Origin of the sequence: Sphaerisporangium corydalis, from assembly GCF_025506355.1 — a bacterium.
GTDB lineage: Bacteria > Actinomycetota > Actinomycetes > Streptosporangiales > Streptosporangiaceae > Sphaerisporangium > Sphaerisporangium corydalis.
Genome location: NZ_JANZYP010000083.1, coordinates 17,867 through 36,694 on the forward strand (window position 1 = coordinate 17,867; position 18,828 = coordinate 36,694).

Here is an 18,828-nt window from a genome sequence, read left to right on the forward strand (position 1 = left end):
TGAGCAACGAGGAGAGGAACCACTGATGGCTGCAGCTCCGCGTCGCGGTGCCGGCGGCGGTGGTGAGCGGCGGGACCGTCGCGACGATCGCCGCGGCGGCGCTGCCGAGAAGGGCGTCTCGTACATCGAGCGCGTCGTAAAGATCAATCGAGTGGCGAAGGTCGTCAAGGGCGGCCGTCGCTTCAGCTTCACCGCCCTGGTCGTCGTCGGTGACGGCAACGGCCTGGTCGGCGTCGGGTACGGCAAGGCCAAGGAGGTGCCCGCGGCGATCGCCAAGGGCGTCGAGGAGGCCAAGAAGCACTTCTTCAAGGTGCCGCGCATCCAGGGCACCATCCCACACACCGTGCAGGGTGAGGACGCCGCCGGCGTCGTTCTCCTGCGGCCGGCCTCGCCCGGTACCGGTGTGATCGCGGGTGGCCCCGTGCGCGCCGTCCTCGAGTGCGCCGGTATCCACGACGTGCTGTCGAAGTCGCTCGGCTCGGACAACCCGATCAACATCGTCCACGCCACCGTGGCGGCGCTGAAGGGCCTCAGCAGGCCCGAGGAGATCGCCGCGCGTCGTGGGCTGCCGATCGAGCACGTCGCCCCCGTGCGCATGCTCAAGGCCCGTGCCGAAGGCATCGCCGAGGCCGCCGCGGCGGCGAAGGCGGTGAGCTAGCCGATGGCTCGTCTCAAGATCACCCAAACCCGGTCGAAGATCGGTGGCAAGCAGAACCAGCGTGACTCGCTTCGATCGCTGGGCCTGAAGCGAATCGGCGATGTGGTCGTCAAGGAGGACCGCCCGGAGATCCGGGGCATGGTCTCCGTGGTGACGCACCTCGTCGAGGTGGAAGAGGTCGACTAGTCATGGCTAACGCGGATAACACGGGCGGCGGCACGCCGCTGCGCATCCACCACCTGCGGCCGGCTCCTGGCGCCAACAAGTCCAAGGTCCGCAAGGGCCGGGGCGAGGCGTCCAAGGGCAAGACCTCGGGTCGTGGCACCAAGGGCACCAAGGCGCGGAACAAGGTCCCTCTCGGTTTCGAGGGTGGCCAGGTCCCGCTCCAGCGGCGCCTGCCCAAGATGAAGGGCTTCTCCAACCACATGTTCAAGACGACCTATCAGGTCGTCAACCTGGACAGGCTGGGCGAGCTGTTCCCCGACGGCGGCGACGTCACGGTGGACACGCTGGTCGAGCGGGGAGCGGTCCGCAAGAACCAGCCGGTCAAGATTCTGGGAACCGGTGACATCTCGGTGGCGTTGAACGTGCAGGCGCACGCTTTCTCCGCCGCCGCGAAGGACAAGATCGCAGCAGCCGGTGGCGCCGCCACCGAGCTGTAGGCAGGCAATACGAGGCGCGGGGGCTCACAGAGGGCCGCCGCGCCCGTAGTGCGTTAGAGTGCGCTGGACAGAAGGCTGTCCAGGGCTCGTTGACCAGAGATGTGCCGATGGATCACTCCCAGACCTTCGCTGACCGATACCGCCTTTCAGGCGCGCAGGAGGGACCGTGCTGACCGCGATTACCCGGGCGTTCCGTACGCCCGACCTGCGCAACAAGTTGCTCTTCACTCTGAGCATCATCGTGTTGTTCCGGCTGGGCTCGGTGCTACCGACCCCAGGCGTCAACACGATCAATGTGCAGCAGTGTTTGAAAGAGGCGCAATCGAGCGACGCCGCCAACATCTACGGAATGGTGCAGCTCTTCAGCGGCGGTGCGCTGCTGAAGCTTTCAGTGTTCGCGCTGGGCATCATGCCGTACATCACCTCGAGCATCATTCTCCAGCTGCTCACAGTGGTCATTCCCCGTCTTGAAGCGCTCAAGAAGGAAGGCCAGGCCGGCAACGCGAAGATCACGCAGTACACGCGTTACTTGACCATCGGCCTCGCGATCCTGCAGTCGACCGCCTTCGTGGCGCTGGCGCGCACCGGGCAGCTCTTCCCGAACTGCCGTCAGCCGCTCCTGGTCAACAACGACCCGTTCACCATCGTGACCATGGTCATCGTCATGACGGCCGGCACCTCGGTGATCATGTGGCTCGGCGAGCTCGTCACCGACCGCGGTGTCGGCAACGGCATGTCGATCCTGATCTTCACCCAGGTCATCGCGGTCTTCCCGTCGGAGCTCCTGAACATCTTCCGGCAGAACGCCTTCACCTTCGTCGTGGTGATGGTGGTCGGTGTGTTCATGATCGCGGCGGTGGTGTTCGTGGAACAGGCGCAGCGCCGTATTCCCGTGCAGTACGCCAAACGTATGGTCGGCCGCCGGATGTACGGCGGCACCTCGACCTACATCCCGCTGAAGGTGAACCAGGCGGGCATCATCCCGGTCATCTTCGCCTCCTCGCTGCTCTACCTCCCGCAGCTCATCGTGTCGCTGTTCGGCAACAAGGAGAACCCGGGCGCCGTCGTCCAGTGGCTGGCGCAGAACTTCGTCCGTGGCGACCACCCGGTCTACATGGCCACGTTCTTCGTGCTGATCGTCTTCTTCACCTTCTTCTACGTGTCCATCACCTTCAACCCCGTTGAAGTCGCGGACAACATGAAGAAGTACGGTGGATTCATCCCGGGCATCCGCCCGGGGCGGCCGACCGCCGAGTACCTGAGTTACGTGCTCAACCGGTTGACCGCTCCCGGTTCGCTGTATCTGGGTCTGATCTCCATGGTGCCGATCATCGCGTTGGCGGTGGCAGGAGCGAGCCAGAACTTCCCGTTCGGAGGCACGAGCATTCTGATCATGGTTGGTGTTGGGCTGGACACCGTGAAGCAGATCGAGAGCCAGCTGCAGCAGCGGAACTACGAGGGCTTCCTCAAGTAGTGCGCGTCGTCCTGGTCGGGCCCCCCGGAGCGGGCAAGGGGACACAGGCCCAGTTCATCGCATCGAACCTGTCCATCCCGAAGATCTCGACAGGTGACATCTTCCGTGCCAACGTGTCGGGCGGCACGGAACTCGGCAAGCTTGCCAAGGAGTACATGGACCGTGGCGACCTCGTACCCGACGAGGTGACAGTCGCCATGGTCCGCGACCGCCTCGGGGAGCCGGACGCGCAGGAGGGATTCCTGCTCGACGGCTTCCCGCGTAACGTGCCGCAGGCGCAGATCTTGAACAAGATGCTGGCCGAGTTCGGCACGTCACTCGATGCAGTGCTGGAGCTCGTCGTCGACGACGAGGAGGTCGTGCGTCGCCTCGCCGGGCGCCGCACCTGCCGTTCCTGCGGCAAGGTGTGGCACGTGGTGTTCGACCCGTCCTCCACCGAGGGCGTCTGCGACGCCTGCGGCGGCGAGCTGTTCCAGCGGGACGATGACCGGGAAGACACCATCCGCCACCGCCTGGAGGTCTATCAGGAGCAGACCTCTCCGCTCATCTCGTTCTACGCGGAAGAGGGGATCCTCCAGGGCGTGGACGCCACCGGCCCGGTCGAGGAGATCACTCAGCGGGCGATGGCGGAGTTGCGCCGCTTCGCCGACTGACGTATTCAGCGCCAAACGCCACTTCTGGGGTCGTTCTCCAGGGGTGGCGTTCGGCTTGTTGGGGGACAATCGGGGGAATTGGGATGTCGCGCCGTCGGTTGATTCACCCCAGGGGGTGCCAGTAAGTGTTCAAGAAGAACAAGCACGGGATCCAGATCAAGACACCTGTGCAGCTAGAGAAGATGCGGGCCGCCGGCCTCGTGGTGGGGCGAACGCTCGAACTGCTGCGGAACTCCGTGCGACCGGGGATGACGCCGCTGGACCTGGACGCGATCGCCGAGAAGGCGATCCGCGACGAGGGCGCGATCCCCTCCTTCAAGGGGTACCAGGGCTTTCCCGCGACGATCTGCGCCTCCGTGAACGACGAGGTGGTCCACGGCATCCCGAGCGACCGGCGGCCGCTGGCCGACGGAGACGTCATCTCCATCGACTGCGGCGCCATCCTGGACGGCTGGCACGGCGACTCGGCGATCACCGTGGCGATCGGCGAGGTCGGCCCCGAGCTGGTCGAGCTGATGCGGGTGACCGAGGACGCCATGTGGCGCGGTATCGCGGCCCTTCAGGTGGGCGGGCACCTGTCCGACGTCGGCCACGAGGTAGAGCGTTACGTGCGCTCTCAGGGCCGTTACGGCATCCCTCAGGAGTACGGCGGCCACGGCATCGGGACCGAGATGCACATGGACCCGTGGGTGGCCAACCACGGCAGGCCCGGCAGGGGCCCGAAGTTCGAGGCCGGCATGTGCTTCGCCGTCGAGCCGATGGTCAACCTGGGGACCGACCGCACCAGGGTGCTGCCCGACGAATGGACCGTCGTGACGATCGACGGAAAGCCCTCGGCACACTTCGAACACAGCGTCGCCGTGACTGATAATGGGCCTTGGGTGCTTACCGCCCTTGACGGGGGGAAGGCACGGCTTACCGAACTGCTGGGTGGAAAGTTCGCTGCCGAGGTCAGGGACGAGCATTAGGCTCCCGTGACCCGCTCGCAGGGAGGTCCTCCTCGGCGGATGTCAGCACGGGAGTTGGGGACGATGGCGGCCACACCGGATATGAGGGCGTCCGACGGCGACAGGGACAGGTTCGCGGCCGCCCTCCGTGAGCACTGTGCCCAGGGCCGGCTCACGATGGACGAGTTCAACGACCGCCTTGAGCTGGTCTATCAGGGCAAGACCCTCGGTGACCTGCGGAAGCTGACCGCCGACCTGCCCGACATCGACCTGAACGCCCCGCCGGCCGCCGCCCGGCCGCCCGCGAAGGCCGCCGAGCCCTCCAACGCCCACAAGGGGCTCAAGGCCGCCTGGGGGTCGTACTTCTCGGTGGTGGCGGTGTGCACGGTCATCTGGGCCATGAGCGACTTCGGCGGGTACTTCTGGCCGATGTGGGTGGCGGGCCCCTGGGGGGCGATCCTGCTGGTCGGCAGCTTCTTCGGCACCGACCACAAGCCCCACGGCAAGCAGATCGAGCCTTAGATTTCTGTCCTGTTCTGTGCAGTAATGCACGCTCGGCCCTGAATGCGTATTCGTACGCAGAACACCGGGCCGGATCTCCATAGCGTGAGCGTTGTCCGGAAAGAGCAGCACCGAAAGCTCGGACCGGCACGGGGAACGCGTCCTCATCCGGGGGACGCTCGCTCACAGGAGGAACACCGTGCGAAAGATTCGCAACCTGCTCATCGGCACCGCCCTCGCCGGGTCGCTGGCCGCAGGACTGGCCGCAGTCCCCGCCCAGGCGGCGACGAAGTCCGACAACTCGTCCGCCAGCCAGACGCAGGCCTCGCGTCACCGCTTCGGCCCCTACTTCTCCAGCTTCGGCCGTGGTGAGGACCGTGGCGACCGCTCCTACGTCCAGGGCTACTGGTGGAGGGCGAACGGCGACTACTACTTCGACTTCGACCTGTTCGACCGCGACCGGGACCGTCAGTACGCGTGGCTCGACGTCTACTACCACGACGACCGCGGCTGGCACCGTTTCAACCGCTACAAGACCTTCGGTCACTCCTCCAGCCGGATCCGCTTCAACGACGACGACATCGACGGCTTCCGCTTCCGCGTCGGCGAGGGTTCGACCCGCGACTACGACTGGAGCGGCTGGCACCGCTACGGCAGCTTCTGATCGGCCGTTCCACACCTGATCTGACCATCCGGTCCCAGTGAGGGGGATCGGAGGCGGGGGAAAACCGGGCGGGCGCTCCTACGGGGCGCCCGCCTCTCTCGTGTCCCACCGGTCACCCCTCTCACTCCGCTCTCCCCTCCTCTCCGCCGGGCTCGTCCGCGCGTGTCAGGGTGTGCGGCGGGGCGTCCCGCGATGCCGGCGGACTGAGGTACGCTAGTGGTCGGTTGTGTCCAGACAAGCGCCAGGCGTTTCGCAATTCCTCGCCGGTTGTCGTACACTCCTTTGTCGGTTCACTATGACCATTGCGCGCGTCGGCGGTCCAGGATCGCCGCTCTCTACCCGCGCTCTGCGTCGCGGCTGCGTAGTGTGCCGATTACCTCAGACGACCGATCAGTGAAACGCGAGGGACATGGCCAAGAAGGACGGCGCCATCGAGATCGAGGGCACTGTGGTTGAGTCGCTCCCGAACGCGATGTTCCGGGTGCAACTCGACAACGGCCATAAGGTCCTGGCCCACATCAGCGGACGGATGCGGATGCACTACATCCGAATCCTCCCAGACGACAGGGTTGTCGTTGAACTGAGCCCCTACGACCTCAGTCGTGGGCGGATCGTCTACCGATACAAGTAAGCCCCCTTCCCGGCAGCGAGGAAGACCGGCCGCCCGTGCTCACGCATGGCGCGGCTGTTCGACCGGCAGGGCCGGCGGCGGGCCGTCTGAGGAAACGACAGGGACTATGAAGGTCAAGCCGAGCGTCAAGAAGATCTGCGACAAGTGCAAGGTGATCCGCCGGCACGGTCGCGTCATGGTGATCTGCGACAACCTGCGCCACAAGCAGCGCCAGGGCTGATCGCGGCCGGACAGGACAGCCAGGCCGGTGACGGCCGGGCGAGGTCGGTCCGGAGCAAAGTAATCGCGCGTCACACCCACGAAGGCGGCGTTCCACGCCGAACCACGTGGGCGACCCTCGGTCGGAGGCCGAGGCCCTCACCCCGGGCATGGGGAGGGGTAGTGAAGCGCAGGACCTCCGCCACAACGAAGGAGAATGCCCGACCATGGCTCGCCTGGTTGGCGTCGACCTCCCCCGCGACAAGCGGCTGGAGATCGCTCTCACCTACATCTACGGAATCGGCCGCAGCCGCGCTCAGGAAGTCCTGAGCGTCACGGGGATCAGCGGGGACCTTCGCGTCCACCAGCTGTCCGACACCGAGCTGGTGCCGCTGCGTGACTACATCGAGGCCACCTTCAAGATCGAGGGTGACCTCCGTCGCGAGGTCCAGGCCGACATCCGCCGCAAGATCGAAATCGGCTGCTACCAGGGCATCCGACACCGCCGGGGTCTTCCTGTGCACGGTCAGCGTACGCAGACCAACGCGCGCACCCGTAAGGGCAAGAAGAAGACCGTGGCCGGCAAGAAGAAGCCCGGCAAGAAGTAGTCCGCGACGGGGGGCCGAGCCGGCCCTGGCAGGGCCACGAGCACGCGCCCCCGTCCACGCAGCAGGACCGACCACCTCAGGAGATAGCGCTACATGCCTCCGAAGAGCCGCCAGGGCGCACCGAAAAAGGTGCGCCGCAAGGAAAAGAAGAACATCGCTCACGGGCACGCCCACATCAAGAGCACGTTCAACAACACCATCGTTTCGATCACCGACCCGACCGGCAACGTGATCGCCTGGGCCAGTGCCGGCCACGTCGGCTTCAAGGGCTCCCGCAAGTCCACGCCGTTCGCGGCGCAGATGGCCGCGGAGAACGCCGCGCGCCGCGCCATGGAGCACGGCATGCGCAAGGTCGACGTCTTCGTGAAGGGCCCCGGTTCCGGTCGCGAGACCGCCATCCGCTCCCTCCAGGCCACCGGCCTTGAGGTGGGCTCCATCCAGGATGTCACCCCGGTTCCCCACAACGGTTGCCGTCCGCCCAAGCGCCGCCGCGTCTGAGGCCCAGGAGATATAGAGAAATGGCTCGTTACACCGGAGCGGACTGCAAGCTCTGCCGCCGAGAGAAGACCAAGCTCTTCCTCAAGGGCGCCAAGTGTGAGTCCCCCAAGTGCCCCATCGAGATCCGTCCTTACCCCCCGGGTGAGCACGGTCGCGGCCGTCCCAAGGAGTCTGAGTACCAGCTCCAGCTTCGTGAGAAGCAGAAGACCCGCCGCATCTACGGCGTCCTCGAGAAGCAGTTCCACAACTACTACGAGGAAGCCAACCGCCGGACCGGCAAGACCGGTGAGAACCTTCTCCAGATCCTGGAGACCCGTCTGGACAACGTCGTCTTCCGCGCCGGCCTCGCCGTGTCGCGTGACGCGGCCCGCCAGCAGGTCCGCCACGGCCACTTCCTGGTCAACGGCAAGAAGGTCGACATCCCGTCCTACCGCGTCCGGGATCACGACATCATCGAGGTCCGTGAGAAGTCCCGGAACCTGATGCCGTACGAGGTGGCCCGCGCCACCACGGCCGACCGCACCATCCCGGCCTGGCTCGGCGTCGTCCCGGACAAGCTGCGCGTCCTCGTGCACCAGCTCCCGGTCCGCCAGCAGATCGACACGCAGGTCCAGGAGCAGCTGATCGTCGAGCTCTACTCCAAGTAGGCGCTCGCGCATACTCTGTCAGGGGGCTGTACGACTTTTCGGGGTCGTACGGCGCCCGGCAGTGCAGTACACCGTCGCGGTGGTCAAATAGCGGGCCCCGCGGAACCAGGGGAGATCCCACATGCTTATCGCACAGCGCCCGTCCCTCCTCGAGGAGTCGATCGAGGAGACCAGGTCCAGGTTCGTCATCGAGCCGCTGGAGCCGGGCTTCGGCTACACCATCGGCAACTCGCTCCGCCGTACGCTGCTGTCCTCCATCCCGGGGGCGGCCGTCACGAGCATCCGCATCGAGGGCGTGCTCCACGAGTTCTCGACCGTGCCCGGGGTCAAGGAAGACGTCACCGACATCATCCTCAACCTCAAGGCCCTGGTCGTCTCCTCCGAGCACGACGAGCCGGTGGTCATGTACCTGCGCAAGCAGGGTCCCGGCGAGGTCACGGCCGCCGACATCGCGCCGCCCGCGGGCGTCGAGGTGCACAACCCCGACCTGCACATCGCCACGCTGAACGGCAAGGCGAAGCTGGAGATGGAGCTGACCGTCGAGCGCGGTCGCGGCTACGTCTCCGCCGCCCAGAACAAGCAGCCGGGCCAGGAGATCGGTCGCGTTCCCGTCGACTCGATCTACAGCCCGGTCCTCAAGGTGACCTACAAGGTCGAGGCCACCCGAGTCGAGCAGCGCACCGACTTCGACCGTCTGATCCTGGACGTCGAGACCAAGCCGTCGATGAAGCCCCGCGACGCGGTGGCCTCCGCCGGCAAGACCCTGGTCGAGCTGTTCGGCCTGGCACGCGAGCTCAACGTCGAGGCCGAGGGCATCGACATCGGCCCGTCGCCGACGGACGCGGCGCTCGCCGCCGACCTGGCGCTGCCGATCGAGGAGCTGAACCTCACGGTCCGCTCCTACAACTGCCTCAAGCGCGAGGGCATCCACACTGTGGGCGAGCTCGTCGCGCGCAGCGAGCAGGACCTTCTCGATATAAGGAATTTCGGCGCCAAGTCGATCGAAGAGGTCAAGCAGAAGCTGCACGAGATGACGCTGGCGCTCAAGGACTCCCCGCCCGGGTTCGACCCGACGGCCGTCGCCGGCGGCGACTACGACGACGACGACGCCCGTTACGTGGAGACCGAGCAGTACTGATCGGTCCCGCCCGGTAGCGCGTCCGCATTTCTGTCAACGGGGGCCTCGCCCGAGGCCCCCGGCCCGACCCCGGTACCTGGCACGGCCGGAGCGGGTTATCCAAAAGGAGAACCACCATGCCCAAGCCTGCGAAGGGCGCACGCCTCGGCGGCAGCCCGGCCCACGAGCGGCTGATCCTGGCGAACCTCGCCACCCAGCTGTTCCAGCACGGCCGCATCCGCACCACCGTGACCAAGGCCAAGCGCCTTCGGCCGGTGGCCGAGCGCCTGATCACCAAGGCCAAGAAGGGCGACATCCACAACCGCCGCCTCGTCCTGGCCACGGTCAAGGACAAGGGCGTCGTCCACCACCTGTTCACCGAGATCGCTCCGAGCTTCGCCGAGCGTCCCGGTGGCTACACCCGTATCACCAAGCTCGGCCCCCGCAAGGGCGACAACGCCCCCATGGCGCTGATCGAACTGGTGTCTGAGCCGCTGAACGCGGTCAGCGTGTCGCGCAAGCCCGCCGCCGCCCCGGCTCCCGCCGAGGAGATCGTCGAGCTCCCTGAGAACGACGTCGCCGCCGAGGCCCCGGCCGACGCGACCCCGGCCGACGAGGCGCCCGCCGACGAGACCGCCGCCGCCGACGAGAAGACCGCCGCAGCGGACGAGAAGACCGAGTCCAAGAAGGACGAGGCCTGATCTCATAGTGCCGCCGGGATTTCTCTCCCGGCCCGCCAAGATCGTGGACAGGCCCAGCACACCGACCGGTGCGCTGGGCCTTTCGCTGTACAGGGTGTGCGTCGGACAGGTTCCGTGAGGCCCTTGCGCTGTACAGGGTGTGCGTCGGACAGGTCTCGTGAGGCCCATTCGCTGTACGGGGTGGGGGTCGCGGGTCCGTATGGACCTTTCTCATTGGGAGGGTGGAGTCGGTGGAGACAGAGACGAGGATGGCGCGGTTCCGGCTGGATCTGGCCTACGAGGGCACCGAGTTCTCCGGCTGGGCGCGGCAGCCCGGCCGGCGCACCGTCCAGGGCGAGCTGGAAGCCGCGCTCGGCCGTGTCCTCCGCCTCGACCCGCCGCCCACGCTGACCGTCGCCGGGCGTACGGACGCGGGGGTGCACGCCCGAGGACAGGTGTGCCATCTGGACCTGGATCCCGAGGCGCTCAGGGCCGTCGAGGGGCACAGGGGGTCCCCCACGGAGCCGATGGGCGTCGCTGAGCGCCTCTCAGCGCTCACGCGACGGCTCGTGGGCGTTCTCCCACCGGACATCCGGGTCCGGGCGGCCACAGAGGCCCCTGAGGGCTTCGACGCGCGTTTCTCCGCCCTGTTCCGGCGGTACGCGTACCGCGTCAGCGAGGCCCCCGGGGGAGGCGACCCGCTTCGCCGGCGCGAGGTTCTCTGGTACCCCCGTCCCCTCGACATGGACCGCATGAACGCCGCTGCCGCCCGGCTCCTCGGGGAACACGACTTCGCCGCTTTCTGCAAGAGGCGGGACGGCGCGACCACCATCCGGGAACTCCAGCGTCTGGAGTGGGAGCGGGACGAGGGCGGGCTGCTGGTGGCCACCGTGGTCGCCGACGCGTTCTGCCACTCCATGGTCCGCGCCCTGGTCGGCTCGCTCTTCGCGGTCGGCGAGGGGCAACGGCCCGTCGAATGGCCGGGCGAGGTCCTCGTGTCCGCCGTACGGGACCCGGGGGTGAACGTCGCACCGGCGCACGGCCTGTGCCTGGAAGAGGTCCGCTACCCCGACCCCGCCCACTTCACCCGCCGAGCCGAACTCACCCGCCGCGTCCGCACCCTCGGCGGCTGACCTTACGTTCGCCGGGGTGCGGGCCTTGGTGACTCTGAGTGTGGACCTTCGGCTTGCCACCGCCTATCAGGGGTGACCCTTCGGCCACTGACCATTCGCCTTCGGCCTGAAGCACGCGAGGGATCTCAGCAAGTTCGCCCGGGTCGCGCGGGTTCGCCCGGGCCGCGGATTCGCCCGGGCCGCCGAACATGAGCACCTTGGCCCGCCCCACCGCAGTGACGTCCGTCGGGCCCGCATCGTCCGCGTCCGCTGGTTCGGGCTCGCATCGTCCGCGTCCGCATCGTCTGCTCGTCCGGGCCCGCATCGTCCGGGCCCGGGGGGTGAGGATCACATGCTCGTCGCTCAGGCCAGGGGTGTCACGCGGGGGTGCCGGGGTCAGCCGGTGACGCGCTTCTCGATCACCTGGGAGGTGTGGTCGCGGAAGGCGCCGCTGACCGGGCCGAGATCCTTCTCCTGTGTGGTGGGAGTGTGGCCGTCGCTGTAGGTCGCGAAGCTGAAGACGATGTAGCGGCCCCAGACGAGCCCGGCGGCGTAACCACCGGAGATGTCGGCCTTGTCGGCTCCGGTCCCGCTGCCGCCTGCCAGCCCGCGGAACCAGACGGTCTTCGCGAGGTTCTTCTTCTTGTCCGCCGCGACGGCCGCGTCCTTGGTCGGGAAGACGGCGATGCCCGTCGTGACCGCGTACCGTCCCTTGCTGTCGACGTACGTCGCCCGCAGCACCCTGCTGCACTTCTCCCGCTTCAGGGCCGAGGCGAACGCCCCCACGGCGACCTTGTCGCACTGGGCGGTGATGTTGACCTTGGTCCGGGTGTACGTCCGGCCCCCGACGCTCACGCGCTGCCGGGCGAACGCCTCCTTGAGCGTGAGCTTCCGGGCATCGGTCTCCTCGGAGTCGAGGACGTTCGTCGCCGCCGGCGTCGGCTCGGCCGAGACCGCGTCGGTGGGCTCGGGCACCTGCGGGTCCACGGACGGGATCGGCGGCAGGGTCGGCGCCGCCTGGCTCGTGCCGTAGTTCTGGTAGCCGAAGTAGGCGGCCGTGCCGATGGCGGCGATGGCCACCGCCACGCCGGCGGCCAGCACCATCCTCTTGCCCGACCGGGCGGGAGGCGTGCCCGATCCGGGGCCCGAGGGCAGCTCAGGGGGCGTGGCCCCTGGCGGGACGAACGGCGGTCGTTCGGTCGTCGTGCCGGGGGAAGGGCGTTCGGCGGTCGCGGAGGAAGACCGTTCGGCCCCGAATGCCGCGGGGACACTTGATGTGGCGGAGCCGGGTGCCGTGGGCGTGGTCGCGGAGCCGTTCTGCGTCCCCGGAGCCTCACCCGCGGAGGTACCGGGCGTCGTGGTACCAGGCGCTGGATTGCCGGGCACCGAAGTGCCTGGTGCCGACGTACCGGGTGGTGATGTGCCGAGGCCGGAGATGCCGGAGGGCGGGGTCTTGGAGCCCGGGGCGCCGGGCGCCGAGGTGCCCGGGCCCGCGACGCCGGAGGCGTTGGGGCCCGCGATGCCGGAGGCGCCTGGGCCGAAGGTGCTGAGCTCCGAGGCGTTACCGGAGGCGCCGGGACCGAACGCTCTCAGGTTGGAATCGTTGGGGTTGGCCGTCCCGGGTCGTGACGATCCCAGGGTCGGGGCACCCTGCGGGGTGGCGCCCGGCGGGGAGGCGTTCGGGGGCGGGCCGAGGCCGGAGACGCCGGTGGACGGACGAGGGGGCGCCAGGGACGAGAGGTTGCGCGGTGCCGGCGGCAGGGGCGTACCGGGTGGCGGCGGAGGCGGCAGCGCACCGCTCGGCGTCGCCGGGAGCGCGCCGCCCGCCGGGCGATGCGGCCCCGGCGAAAGAGCGTCGCTGGTCAGCGGAGCCGGCGGGAGCGGGGTCCCCGGCGCGCGGCCGCCTAGGGAGGTACCCGGCGGCGTGGGGCCTCCCGGTGACGAGCCGGCGGCGGGCGATCCGGCCGCCAGCGGAGGCAGGGTGAGCGGGGCGGGAGGCAGCGGCGTACCGGGGGCGTGCGGCGGCCGCCGCGCACCGGAACCACCGGAAGGCGGCATGGTCGGCCCACCGGGAGTCCCGGGCACCGGCCCTGGCGGGAGGATGGCACCCGCCGACGTGGACCCCTGCCGATCGGCAGGACCGGTCACCCCGGAACCGGTCACCCCGGAACCGGTCACCCCGGAACCGGTTGCCCCAGGACCGGTCGCCCCGGAACTGGCCGTCCCGGAACCGATCGCGCCAGGACCGGCCGTCCCGGAACCGGCCATTCCAGGACCGGCCATTCCAGGACCGGCCGCCCCGGAACCGGGGGACCCGGAAGCGAAGGGTCCGGCCGTGGAGGACGCGGGCATCTCCAGGGCCGAGGGAGTGGTCGCGGGAGACGGCGGGCGCGGCGCCGGAATGGTCGGCGCGGGGACCGGAGGCGGAGAGGGCGCGGGGATCGTCGGAGTCGGACCCTGCCCAGGAGGCGGCGGCGAAGGCGGCGGCGTACCAGGGAAACGCCCGAGTTGATCGGATGCCTGATCGTCGGGGTGCCGCCCGTGCGGATCGCCGGTCGCGGGGCGTACGGCCTCGCCAGGGCGGGTCGCGGGGCGTACGGCCTCGCCAGGGCGGGCGCCGAACGAGGAACCGGCCAGGGGCCGGGTGCCCTCGTCGATCGGACCGAACGAGGACCCCTTCAGCGACTGTGTGGCGTCGTCCAGCGGACCACCGAACGAGGATCCGATCAGCGGACGTGAGGCCTCGTCCAGCAGGTCACCCGAAAGAGACCCGCCCGTGCCCGAGGCCCGATCCGCTGAACCCCCGCCCACCTGCCCAGGACGCTCCACCTGCCCGAGACTGTCGAACTGCTCGTTCAGTGCTTGCCCGGGAGCGTTGGGGCGGCCGGTCGGTGGTTGGCCGGGGGCGGTGGACTGCCCGGTCGGTGGTTGGCCGAGGTTGTTGGACTGCCCGGCCGGGGATTGTCCGAAGCTGTCGGGTCGGCCGGTCGGTGGTTGGCCTGGGGCGGTGGACTGCCCGGTTGGCGGTTGGCCGGGGGTGTTGGAGATGGACGGTTTCGTTGTGGGCTGGCGGCTGGGGGAGTGGTCCCGGAGGGGGAGCGGGGCTCCGCCTGAGATCAGCCCGCCGCTCGGCCGGCCCTCTGCCTGCCGGTACTGCTCCGCCTCGCCTGGGGCGGGAAAGGGAGGCCAGACCGGAACGTCACCAGGCTCGTAGATCTCGGCCGGCCGCATGGGCCCGCCACCCGGCCCCGTGGACGGCGCCGAGGCGGCCTCCTGAGCACCCTGCGGAGCCTGAGCCCCGCCCTGCGACGAGTCCGAGGTGGCCTGCGCGATCCAAGGGGCGCCTTGCGACGAGTCCGAGGTCGGCTGCGCGATCCAAGGGGCGCCTTGCGACGAGCCCGAGGTCGGCTGCGGGGTCCGGGGGGCGCCTTGCGACGAGCCCGAGGTCGCCTGCGGGGTCCGGGGGGCGCCTTGCGGGCTGTCTGAGGTCGTATGCGAAGTCCAGGAGGCGCCTTGTGGCGAGTTCGTGGTCGTCTGCGGGGTCCAGGGGGCGTCCTGTGGGGTGGCCGAGGTGCTCAGCGGATTCGCCGGGGCGTCCTGCGGGGCATCGGACGGCAGGCTGCCGCTTCCCTGCGGCGTCCACGGTGCGTCCACGGGGACGGGGCTGGTCTGCCACTGGGCGTCCTGCGGGGCGTTGCCCGGCGCGGAGGTCACCTGGCCCTGCGAAGGCCATGGCGTGTCACCCGGATGGGGCGGCGCGCCGTGCTGGGGCGGCCGAGACGCGTCTCCCGGCGCTGGGGGCTCCTGCCGAGCGGTCCAGGGCGCGTCCGATGGGGAGGACGCCGTCGCCTGCTGGAAGGCCGGGGGGACGGGCTGCGGGGTGGTGGGACGTGAGGTCCAGGGCTCGTCCGCCGTGATGGACGAGGTGTCCTGCGGGATGGACGGGGCGTCCTGAGGGCCGGTCGGCGCGCTCGCAGCGGGCGCGCCGTCCTGGGCGGAGAACCATGTTGCGTCCTGCGTCGGAGCCGGAGGCGCGTCGGCGAAGGTAGGGGCGGGGTGCAGAGGTGGGGGAAACCAGGTGCCCGAAGAGCCGGGCGTCCCGGAATCCGGCTGCCCGGACCGCGCGGAGTCGTACCCGGCGGTTCGCTCGGGGCCGTTGGCGCCCGCCCATTCGGGGCCTGCGGTCGGCGTCCCTTGGAAGTCGGTGGGTCGGCCCGTGGCGGCGGGTGGTTCGGGGATGCTGGGCGGCTGTGCCTGGAAGTCGGCGATCCGCCCGGTGGTGGCCTCGATGCCTGGGGGCGGGACCGGCGTCCCGGGAGGCGCTTCCGCCGGCGAGGCGACGGGTGCCGGCCAGACCTGGATCTCGATGGGTGTGTCGTACGAAGAAGGCCGTTGCCGGGGTGGGGTGCCAAGGGCGGGCGGACTGCCCTGTCCCGGCCGTGGGTTCACCATGGGGCCATCGTTCTGTGGCCGGTCCCCGACCGGAGCGGCCGGACTGCCCTGTCCCTGGAGTGGGTCCACGAGGGGGCCATCGTTCTGCGGCGGGCCTCCGACCGGAGTGGCCGTGCTACCGGATGGGTGCGAGGCACCGGTGGTAGGAGGCGCGACGTGGCTGTCCGTCCCCTGGGAGAAGGCTGGCCCGCCGGGCGTGTCCGATCCTCGGGGCGTGTCCGACCCTCCGGGCCGGTTCGTACCAGTCGGCGGGTTCTGGGCGGCGGCCGGGTTCTTACCGCTTGAGCCGCTGGGGAACACGGAGGACGGAGAGCCCGCTGCACTGGGCGGGTTCGATCCGGCTGAACCGCTGAAGGTCGTTGAACTGGGAAAATCCGGACTGCTGGGCAGACTATGTCCGCTGAGCGGATTCACACTCCCGGCATCACCGGCCCCGCCCGCGACGCCGGAGGCGGGGAAAGCCGAGGCACCGGGCGTGGCGGGCGGAGGGTCGCCCGGCTTCGGCAGTGGTGACCTGTGCTGGGCCTCGTTCGGCGAACTGTCCGAACGGCCGAACCAGTCGTACATGGTCGGGAAACGTTCGGAGGGATCCCACGGCTGGGCGTCCGCGCCGTTACCCCAGGGATCGGGGCGCCGTTGCTGGTCAGCCGACGCGTCTTGGAACCACGGCGTCTCCTTGGCGGAGGTGGTGTCCGTCACGCTCTGGTCGGTCCGAGGCACATGATCGTGCGCCTGCCCGAAGCTCGGGGGCGGCATCGCCGGAGCCCCCGAACTCTCGGTCTCGCGCTCGTGCTCGGATCCGGAGTCCTGGCCACGCATATGCGGAAGCGTATCCACAGTCGGAGATCGGCATACCGCTATGGGCGTTTCCCGGTCTAGTTCGACAGCCTATTTGTCTGGTTATGTGTGTGTTTGAGAGGTTTTAGGCTCCATCCGTGCGAGGTTGGCGAGCTTTACCGGGTGCGGCCGCCGTAAGGGGCGCTCGGTTCGCCGTACTACGTCCCGCCGCCTCGGCCGCCGCCTCTCGGTCGGCGCCTCGGCACGGGGGCATCAAGTCGCGGTGGGGTGATCTGTGGGCCTTCGCCGTCGATTCATGGTCCTCGCCTTCGGCTCGGGCGCTTTCTTGGGCCTGGCGGCTCGCCTTGGCATCGAGCGCATGTTCGGCGGTTCGGCGACCGGACGGAGCGCCAACGCCCGTACCACGTCCCGCCGGCGCCGGAAAAGTCCCCACGACAACTGCCGGTGTGGCCGCCGTACGAGGCGCCGAGTCCGCCGTACCCCCCCGCCGCGTCGGCGCCCAATGCATGGCAGCGGGTGCGAGGAGATAGCCGGGGGTCGGGACCGGGGGCGGGATCAGAGGCGGGATCGGGGGCGGGGGTTGGTAGCCGGTGGGGTCGGGGAAGGTCGGCAGGGCCGGCAGGCCATGGAAAAACGCCCGAGCCCAAGGCGAGGACCATTTCCGCTGGGCTCGGCGCCGTATGAGGCGCCGAGTTCGCCGTTCCACGTCCCGCCGCTTCGGCGCCGAAGAGAGGTCTCCTGATGGTGAGGCAGGGGGTAAGCACGAGTGCGAGGGGTCGGGGGTGGCTGGACCGATAGGCCCTTGGTGTGTCGGGCGGCCGGTAGGCCACCAGAGACACTGCCCGAGCCGTAGGCGAGGACCTTTGTGTGGGGTGGTTATTTGGTGCGGGAGCCGGTTAGGGCTCGGGTGTCCAGGGCGGTGAAGACGCTTTTTTCGGTGATGTCGACCGCTGCTCGGTTGAGGCTCTTCAGTTCTGTTTTGGAGGGCTTGTGGCCGTCCTTGTACTGGAACCAGAGGAGGACCAGGTAGTGGCCCTGGTACCAGGCGGTGGCGTAGGAGTCGCCGCCGCTGCCCAGGAGCTTGGTCGCGGCGTCCTTGCCCTGAAGTGGGTTGACGTAGTCCTCCAGCTCGCCGCCCGTGCCGGTCTTGGCGGCCTTCTTCGCCGCCGCCGTCGTCTTCAGGTTGGCCACGCCGATGGTGCCGATGAGCTTGCCCGGGCCGTCACGGAAGCTGGCCCGCAGGAATTGTGTGCACTGCCCCGCGCTGAGCGCCTTCTGCATGCCGGTGCCGTGGACGGCGTCCTTGCACTTTTTGTCGGAGCGCCGCACGGTCATGGCGTAGGAGCGCCCGTGCGTGGTCACCTTCTTCTTGCCGAACAGCTCGTTGAGGGTGAGCGGCTGGGGGTCGGTCTTGCGTGAGGCCGTGTAGCCGTACTTGTCGTTGGGACTTCCCACCAACGGGACCTGGGCCGGCGGCTGGGCGGCGCCCGTGGGGGACGCGGTCGTCCCGGCCGGGTCGTCGGCGTTGCTCATGATCACGACGCTGGTGACGACGGCGGCGATGAGGGCCAGGACGCCGCCCACGACGAAGATCGGGGCGCGGGACCGCCGTCCGCCAGGTTCGGGCTCCTGCCTGTGCCGTTCCATGGGCGGGCGGGACAGGGGCTTCTCCTTCCCCGGCCGGCGCTCGCTCCGCTGCTCCTCACGGCCCTGCTCCTCGTACTGCCCGCCGTACGCCCCGCCCTGGGGCCGTGACGACTCGGAAGAGCGGCTTTGCGGTGCCGGGCTCTCGAACGGGCGGCTCGGGGGGGAGGCGGGCTCGAACGGCCTGGGAGAGGACGACGCCGCCTCGAAGAGGCCCGGGGGCGTGGTGGCCTCGAACGGGCGGTTGGGAGAGGACGCGGCACCGAAGGGGTCCGGAGGCGACGCGGCTTCGAGCGAACGGCTCTGGGGTGTGGAGGCCTCGAAGGGGCGGCTCGGGGGGGAGGATGCCGCGCCGAATCGCCTGCTCGCCGAGGGCGAGGGGTCCAGCGGATGGCCTTGGCGGGAGCCGGTCTCGAAGGGGTTGCCTCGGGGGGTGGGTGAGGTGGTGTTGAGGGGGTCGCCTTGTTGGGAGGGGGTTTCGTGGGGTCGGTCGGTTCTTTGCGGCTCGCCGAAGGTGCTACCCGGTTGCCGCGTGTCGAAGGGGCGGTCCGGTCCCCGGCCGGCGAGCGGGTCGGCACGGTTTCCGAACGGGTCGGTGCGCGGGTCTAGGGGGTCGGGTCGCTTCACGGGGCGTTCGTGGCCGTAGACGCGGTCGGCGCCGTACGAGGCCGCGCTCCCGGAGGAACCGGTCGTACCCGAGTCGTAGGACAGGGGGTCGGGGTACGCGCCTGCGCCGGGGGACGAGGGGGCGCCGCCTGAGCCGTAAGGAGTGGATGCTCCTGAGGTATAGGGAGCGGATGCCGCGGAGCCTTGGGCGGTCGCGCCCAGGCCGTAGGGAGCGGATGTGCCTCGGTGTTGGGAGGGGGCGCCTGGGGTTTGGGGGG

Annotated in this window: 18 protein-coding genes; 16 read left to right on the plus strand and 2 right to left on the minus strand. The window is 69.4% G+C overall.

All coding sequences use genetic code 11. From position 1 onward, the window contains the following. Window positions 1-25 precede the first annotated feature (25 nt). From rpsE to truA, 16 genes are all read left to right on the plus strand, one after another. Window positions 26-658 (plus strand): 30S ribosomal protein S5, encoded by a 633-nt coding sequence (gene rpsE, locus NYZ98_RS37015; protein ID WP_114032746.1) that lies wholly within the window; start codon window positions 26-28, stop codon window positions 656-658. A gap of 3 nt (window positions 659-661) precedes the next feature. Then, entirely contained in the window at window positions 662-844 is a 183-nt protein-coding gene (gene rpmD / locus NYZ98_RS37020; protein ID WP_262849257.1) for a 50S ribosomal protein L30, read from the plus strand. Window positions 845-846: 2 nt separating this feature from the next. Further along, complete coding sequence (rplO, locus tag NYZ98_RS37025; RefSeq protein ID WP_262849260.1) at window positions 847-1,320, plus strand: 50S ribosomal protein L15; 474 nt, start codon at window positions 847-849, stop codon at window positions 1,318-1,320. A 166-nt stretch (window positions 1,321-1,486) separates the two neighbouring features. Next, on the plus strand, window positions 1,487-2,794 hold the full coding sequence (gene secY, locus NYZ98_RS37030) for a preprotein translocase subunit SecY (protein WP_262849263.1): 1,308 nt from the start codon (window positions 1,487-1,489) through the stop codon (window positions 2,792-2,794). After that, window positions 2,794-3,447: an adenylate kinase gene (locus NYZ98_RS37035; RefSeq protein ID WP_262849265.1), complete on the plus strand. Its 654-nt coding sequence runs from the start codon at window positions 2,794-2,796 to the stop codon at window positions 3,445-3,447. The genes secY and NYZ98_RS37035 overlap by 1 nt, the downstream gene beginning before the upstream one ends. 125 nt (window positions 3,448-3,572) lie before the next feature. Then, the gene (gene map / locus NYZ98_RS37040) at window positions 3,573-4,415 is read left to right on the plus strand and encodes a type I methionyl aminopeptidase (RefSeq protein ID WP_262849267.1); all 843 of its coding nucleotides are present in this window, start codon (window positions 3,573-3,575) and stop codon (window positions 4,413-4,415) included. An 81-nt stretch (window positions 4,416-4,496) separates the two neighbouring features. Then, window positions 4,497-4,916, plus strand: a complete 420-nt coding sequence (locus tag NYZ98_RS37045; RefSeq protein ID WP_262849269.1) for a DUF1707 SHOCT-like domain-containing protein — start codon at window positions 4,497-4,499, stop codon at window positions 4,914-4,916. Window positions 4,917-5,094: 178 nt separating this feature from the next. Continuing rightward, window positions 5,095-5,559 carry a hypothetical protein gene (locus NYZ98_RS37050; RefSeq protein ID WP_262849271.1) on the plus strand — a complete coding sequence of 155 codons (465 nt, stop codon included), beginning with the start codon at window positions 5,095-5,097 and terminating at the stop codon, window positions 5,557-5,559. Between the two features lie 409 nt (window positions 5,560-5,968). Next, window positions 5,969-6,190, plus strand: a complete 222-nt coding sequence (gene infA / locus NYZ98_RS37055) for a translation initiation factor IF-1 (RefSeq protein WP_012887858.1) — start codon at window positions 5,969-5,971, stop codon at window positions 6,188-6,190. A gap of 106 nt (window positions 6,191-6,296) precedes the next feature. After that, a complete protein-coding gene (gene rpmJ / locus NYZ98_RS37060; RefSeq protein WP_003956441.1) occupies window positions 6,297-6,410 on the plus strand; it encodes a 50S ribosomal protein L36 in 114 nt (37 codons plus the stop codon). Between the two features lie 205 nt (window positions 6,411-6,615). After that, the gene (gene rpsM / locus NYZ98_RS37065) at window positions 6,616-6,996 is read left to right on the plus strand and encodes a 30S ribosomal protein S13 (RefSeq protein ID WP_262849274.1); all 381 of its coding nucleotides are present in this window, start codon (window positions 6,616-6,618) and stop codon (window positions 6,994-6,996) included. A 93-nt stretch (window positions 6,997-7,089) separates the two neighbouring features. Then, complete coding sequence (rpsK, locus tag NYZ98_RS37070) at window positions 7,090-7,494, plus strand: 30S ribosomal protein S11 (RefSeq protein ID WP_248964969.1); 405 nt, start codon at window positions 7,090-7,092, stop codon at window positions 7,492-7,494. A 20-nt stretch (window positions 7,495-7,514) separates the two neighbouring features. Further along, window positions 7,515-8,141, plus strand: coding sequence for a 30S ribosomal protein S4 (gene rpsD / locus NYZ98_RS37075; protein ID WP_262849277.1), 627 nt, complete (start codon window positions 7,515-7,517; stop codon window positions 8,139-8,141). Between the two features lie 121 nt (window positions 8,142-8,262). Next, window positions 8,263-9,279, plus strand: a complete 1,017-nt coding sequence (locus NYZ98_RS37080) for a DNA-directed RNA polymerase subunit alpha (protein WP_114032755.1) — start codon at window positions 8,263-8,265, stop codon at window positions 9,277-9,279. Between the two features lie 116 nt (window positions 9,280-9,395). Continuing rightward, on the plus strand, window positions 9,396-9,959 hold the full coding sequence (rplQ, locus tag NYZ98_RS37085) for a 50S ribosomal protein L17 (protein WP_262849279.1): 564 nt from the start codon (window positions 9,396-9,398) through the stop codon (window positions 9,957-9,959). Window positions 9,960-10,207: 248 nt separating this feature from the next. Then, the gene (gene truA / locus NYZ98_RS37090) at window positions 10,208-11,071 is read left to right on the plus strand and encodes a tRNA pseudouridine(38-40) synthase TruA (protein ID WP_262849289.1); all 864 of its coding nucleotides are present in this window, start codon (window positions 10,208-10,210) and stop codon (window positions 11,069-11,071) included. Window positions 11,072-11,446: 375 nt separating this feature from the next. Here truA and NYZ98_RS37095 read toward each other — a convergent pair whose 3' ends face one another. Both NYZ98_RS37095 and NYZ98_RS37100 read right to left on the minus strand, forming a co-directional pair. Beyond that, complete coding sequence (locus tag NYZ98_RS37095; protein ID WP_262849281.1) at window positions 11,447-12,154, minus strand: hypothetical protein; 708 nt, start codon at window positions 12,152-12,154, stop codon at window positions 11,447-11,449. A 5,022-nt stretch (window positions 12,155-17,176) separates the two neighbouring features. Continuing rightward, on the minus strand, window positions 17,177-18,828 hold a 1,652-nt coding region (locus tag NYZ98_RS37100), incomplete at its 5' end, for a hypothetical protein (RefSeq protein ID WP_262849283.1).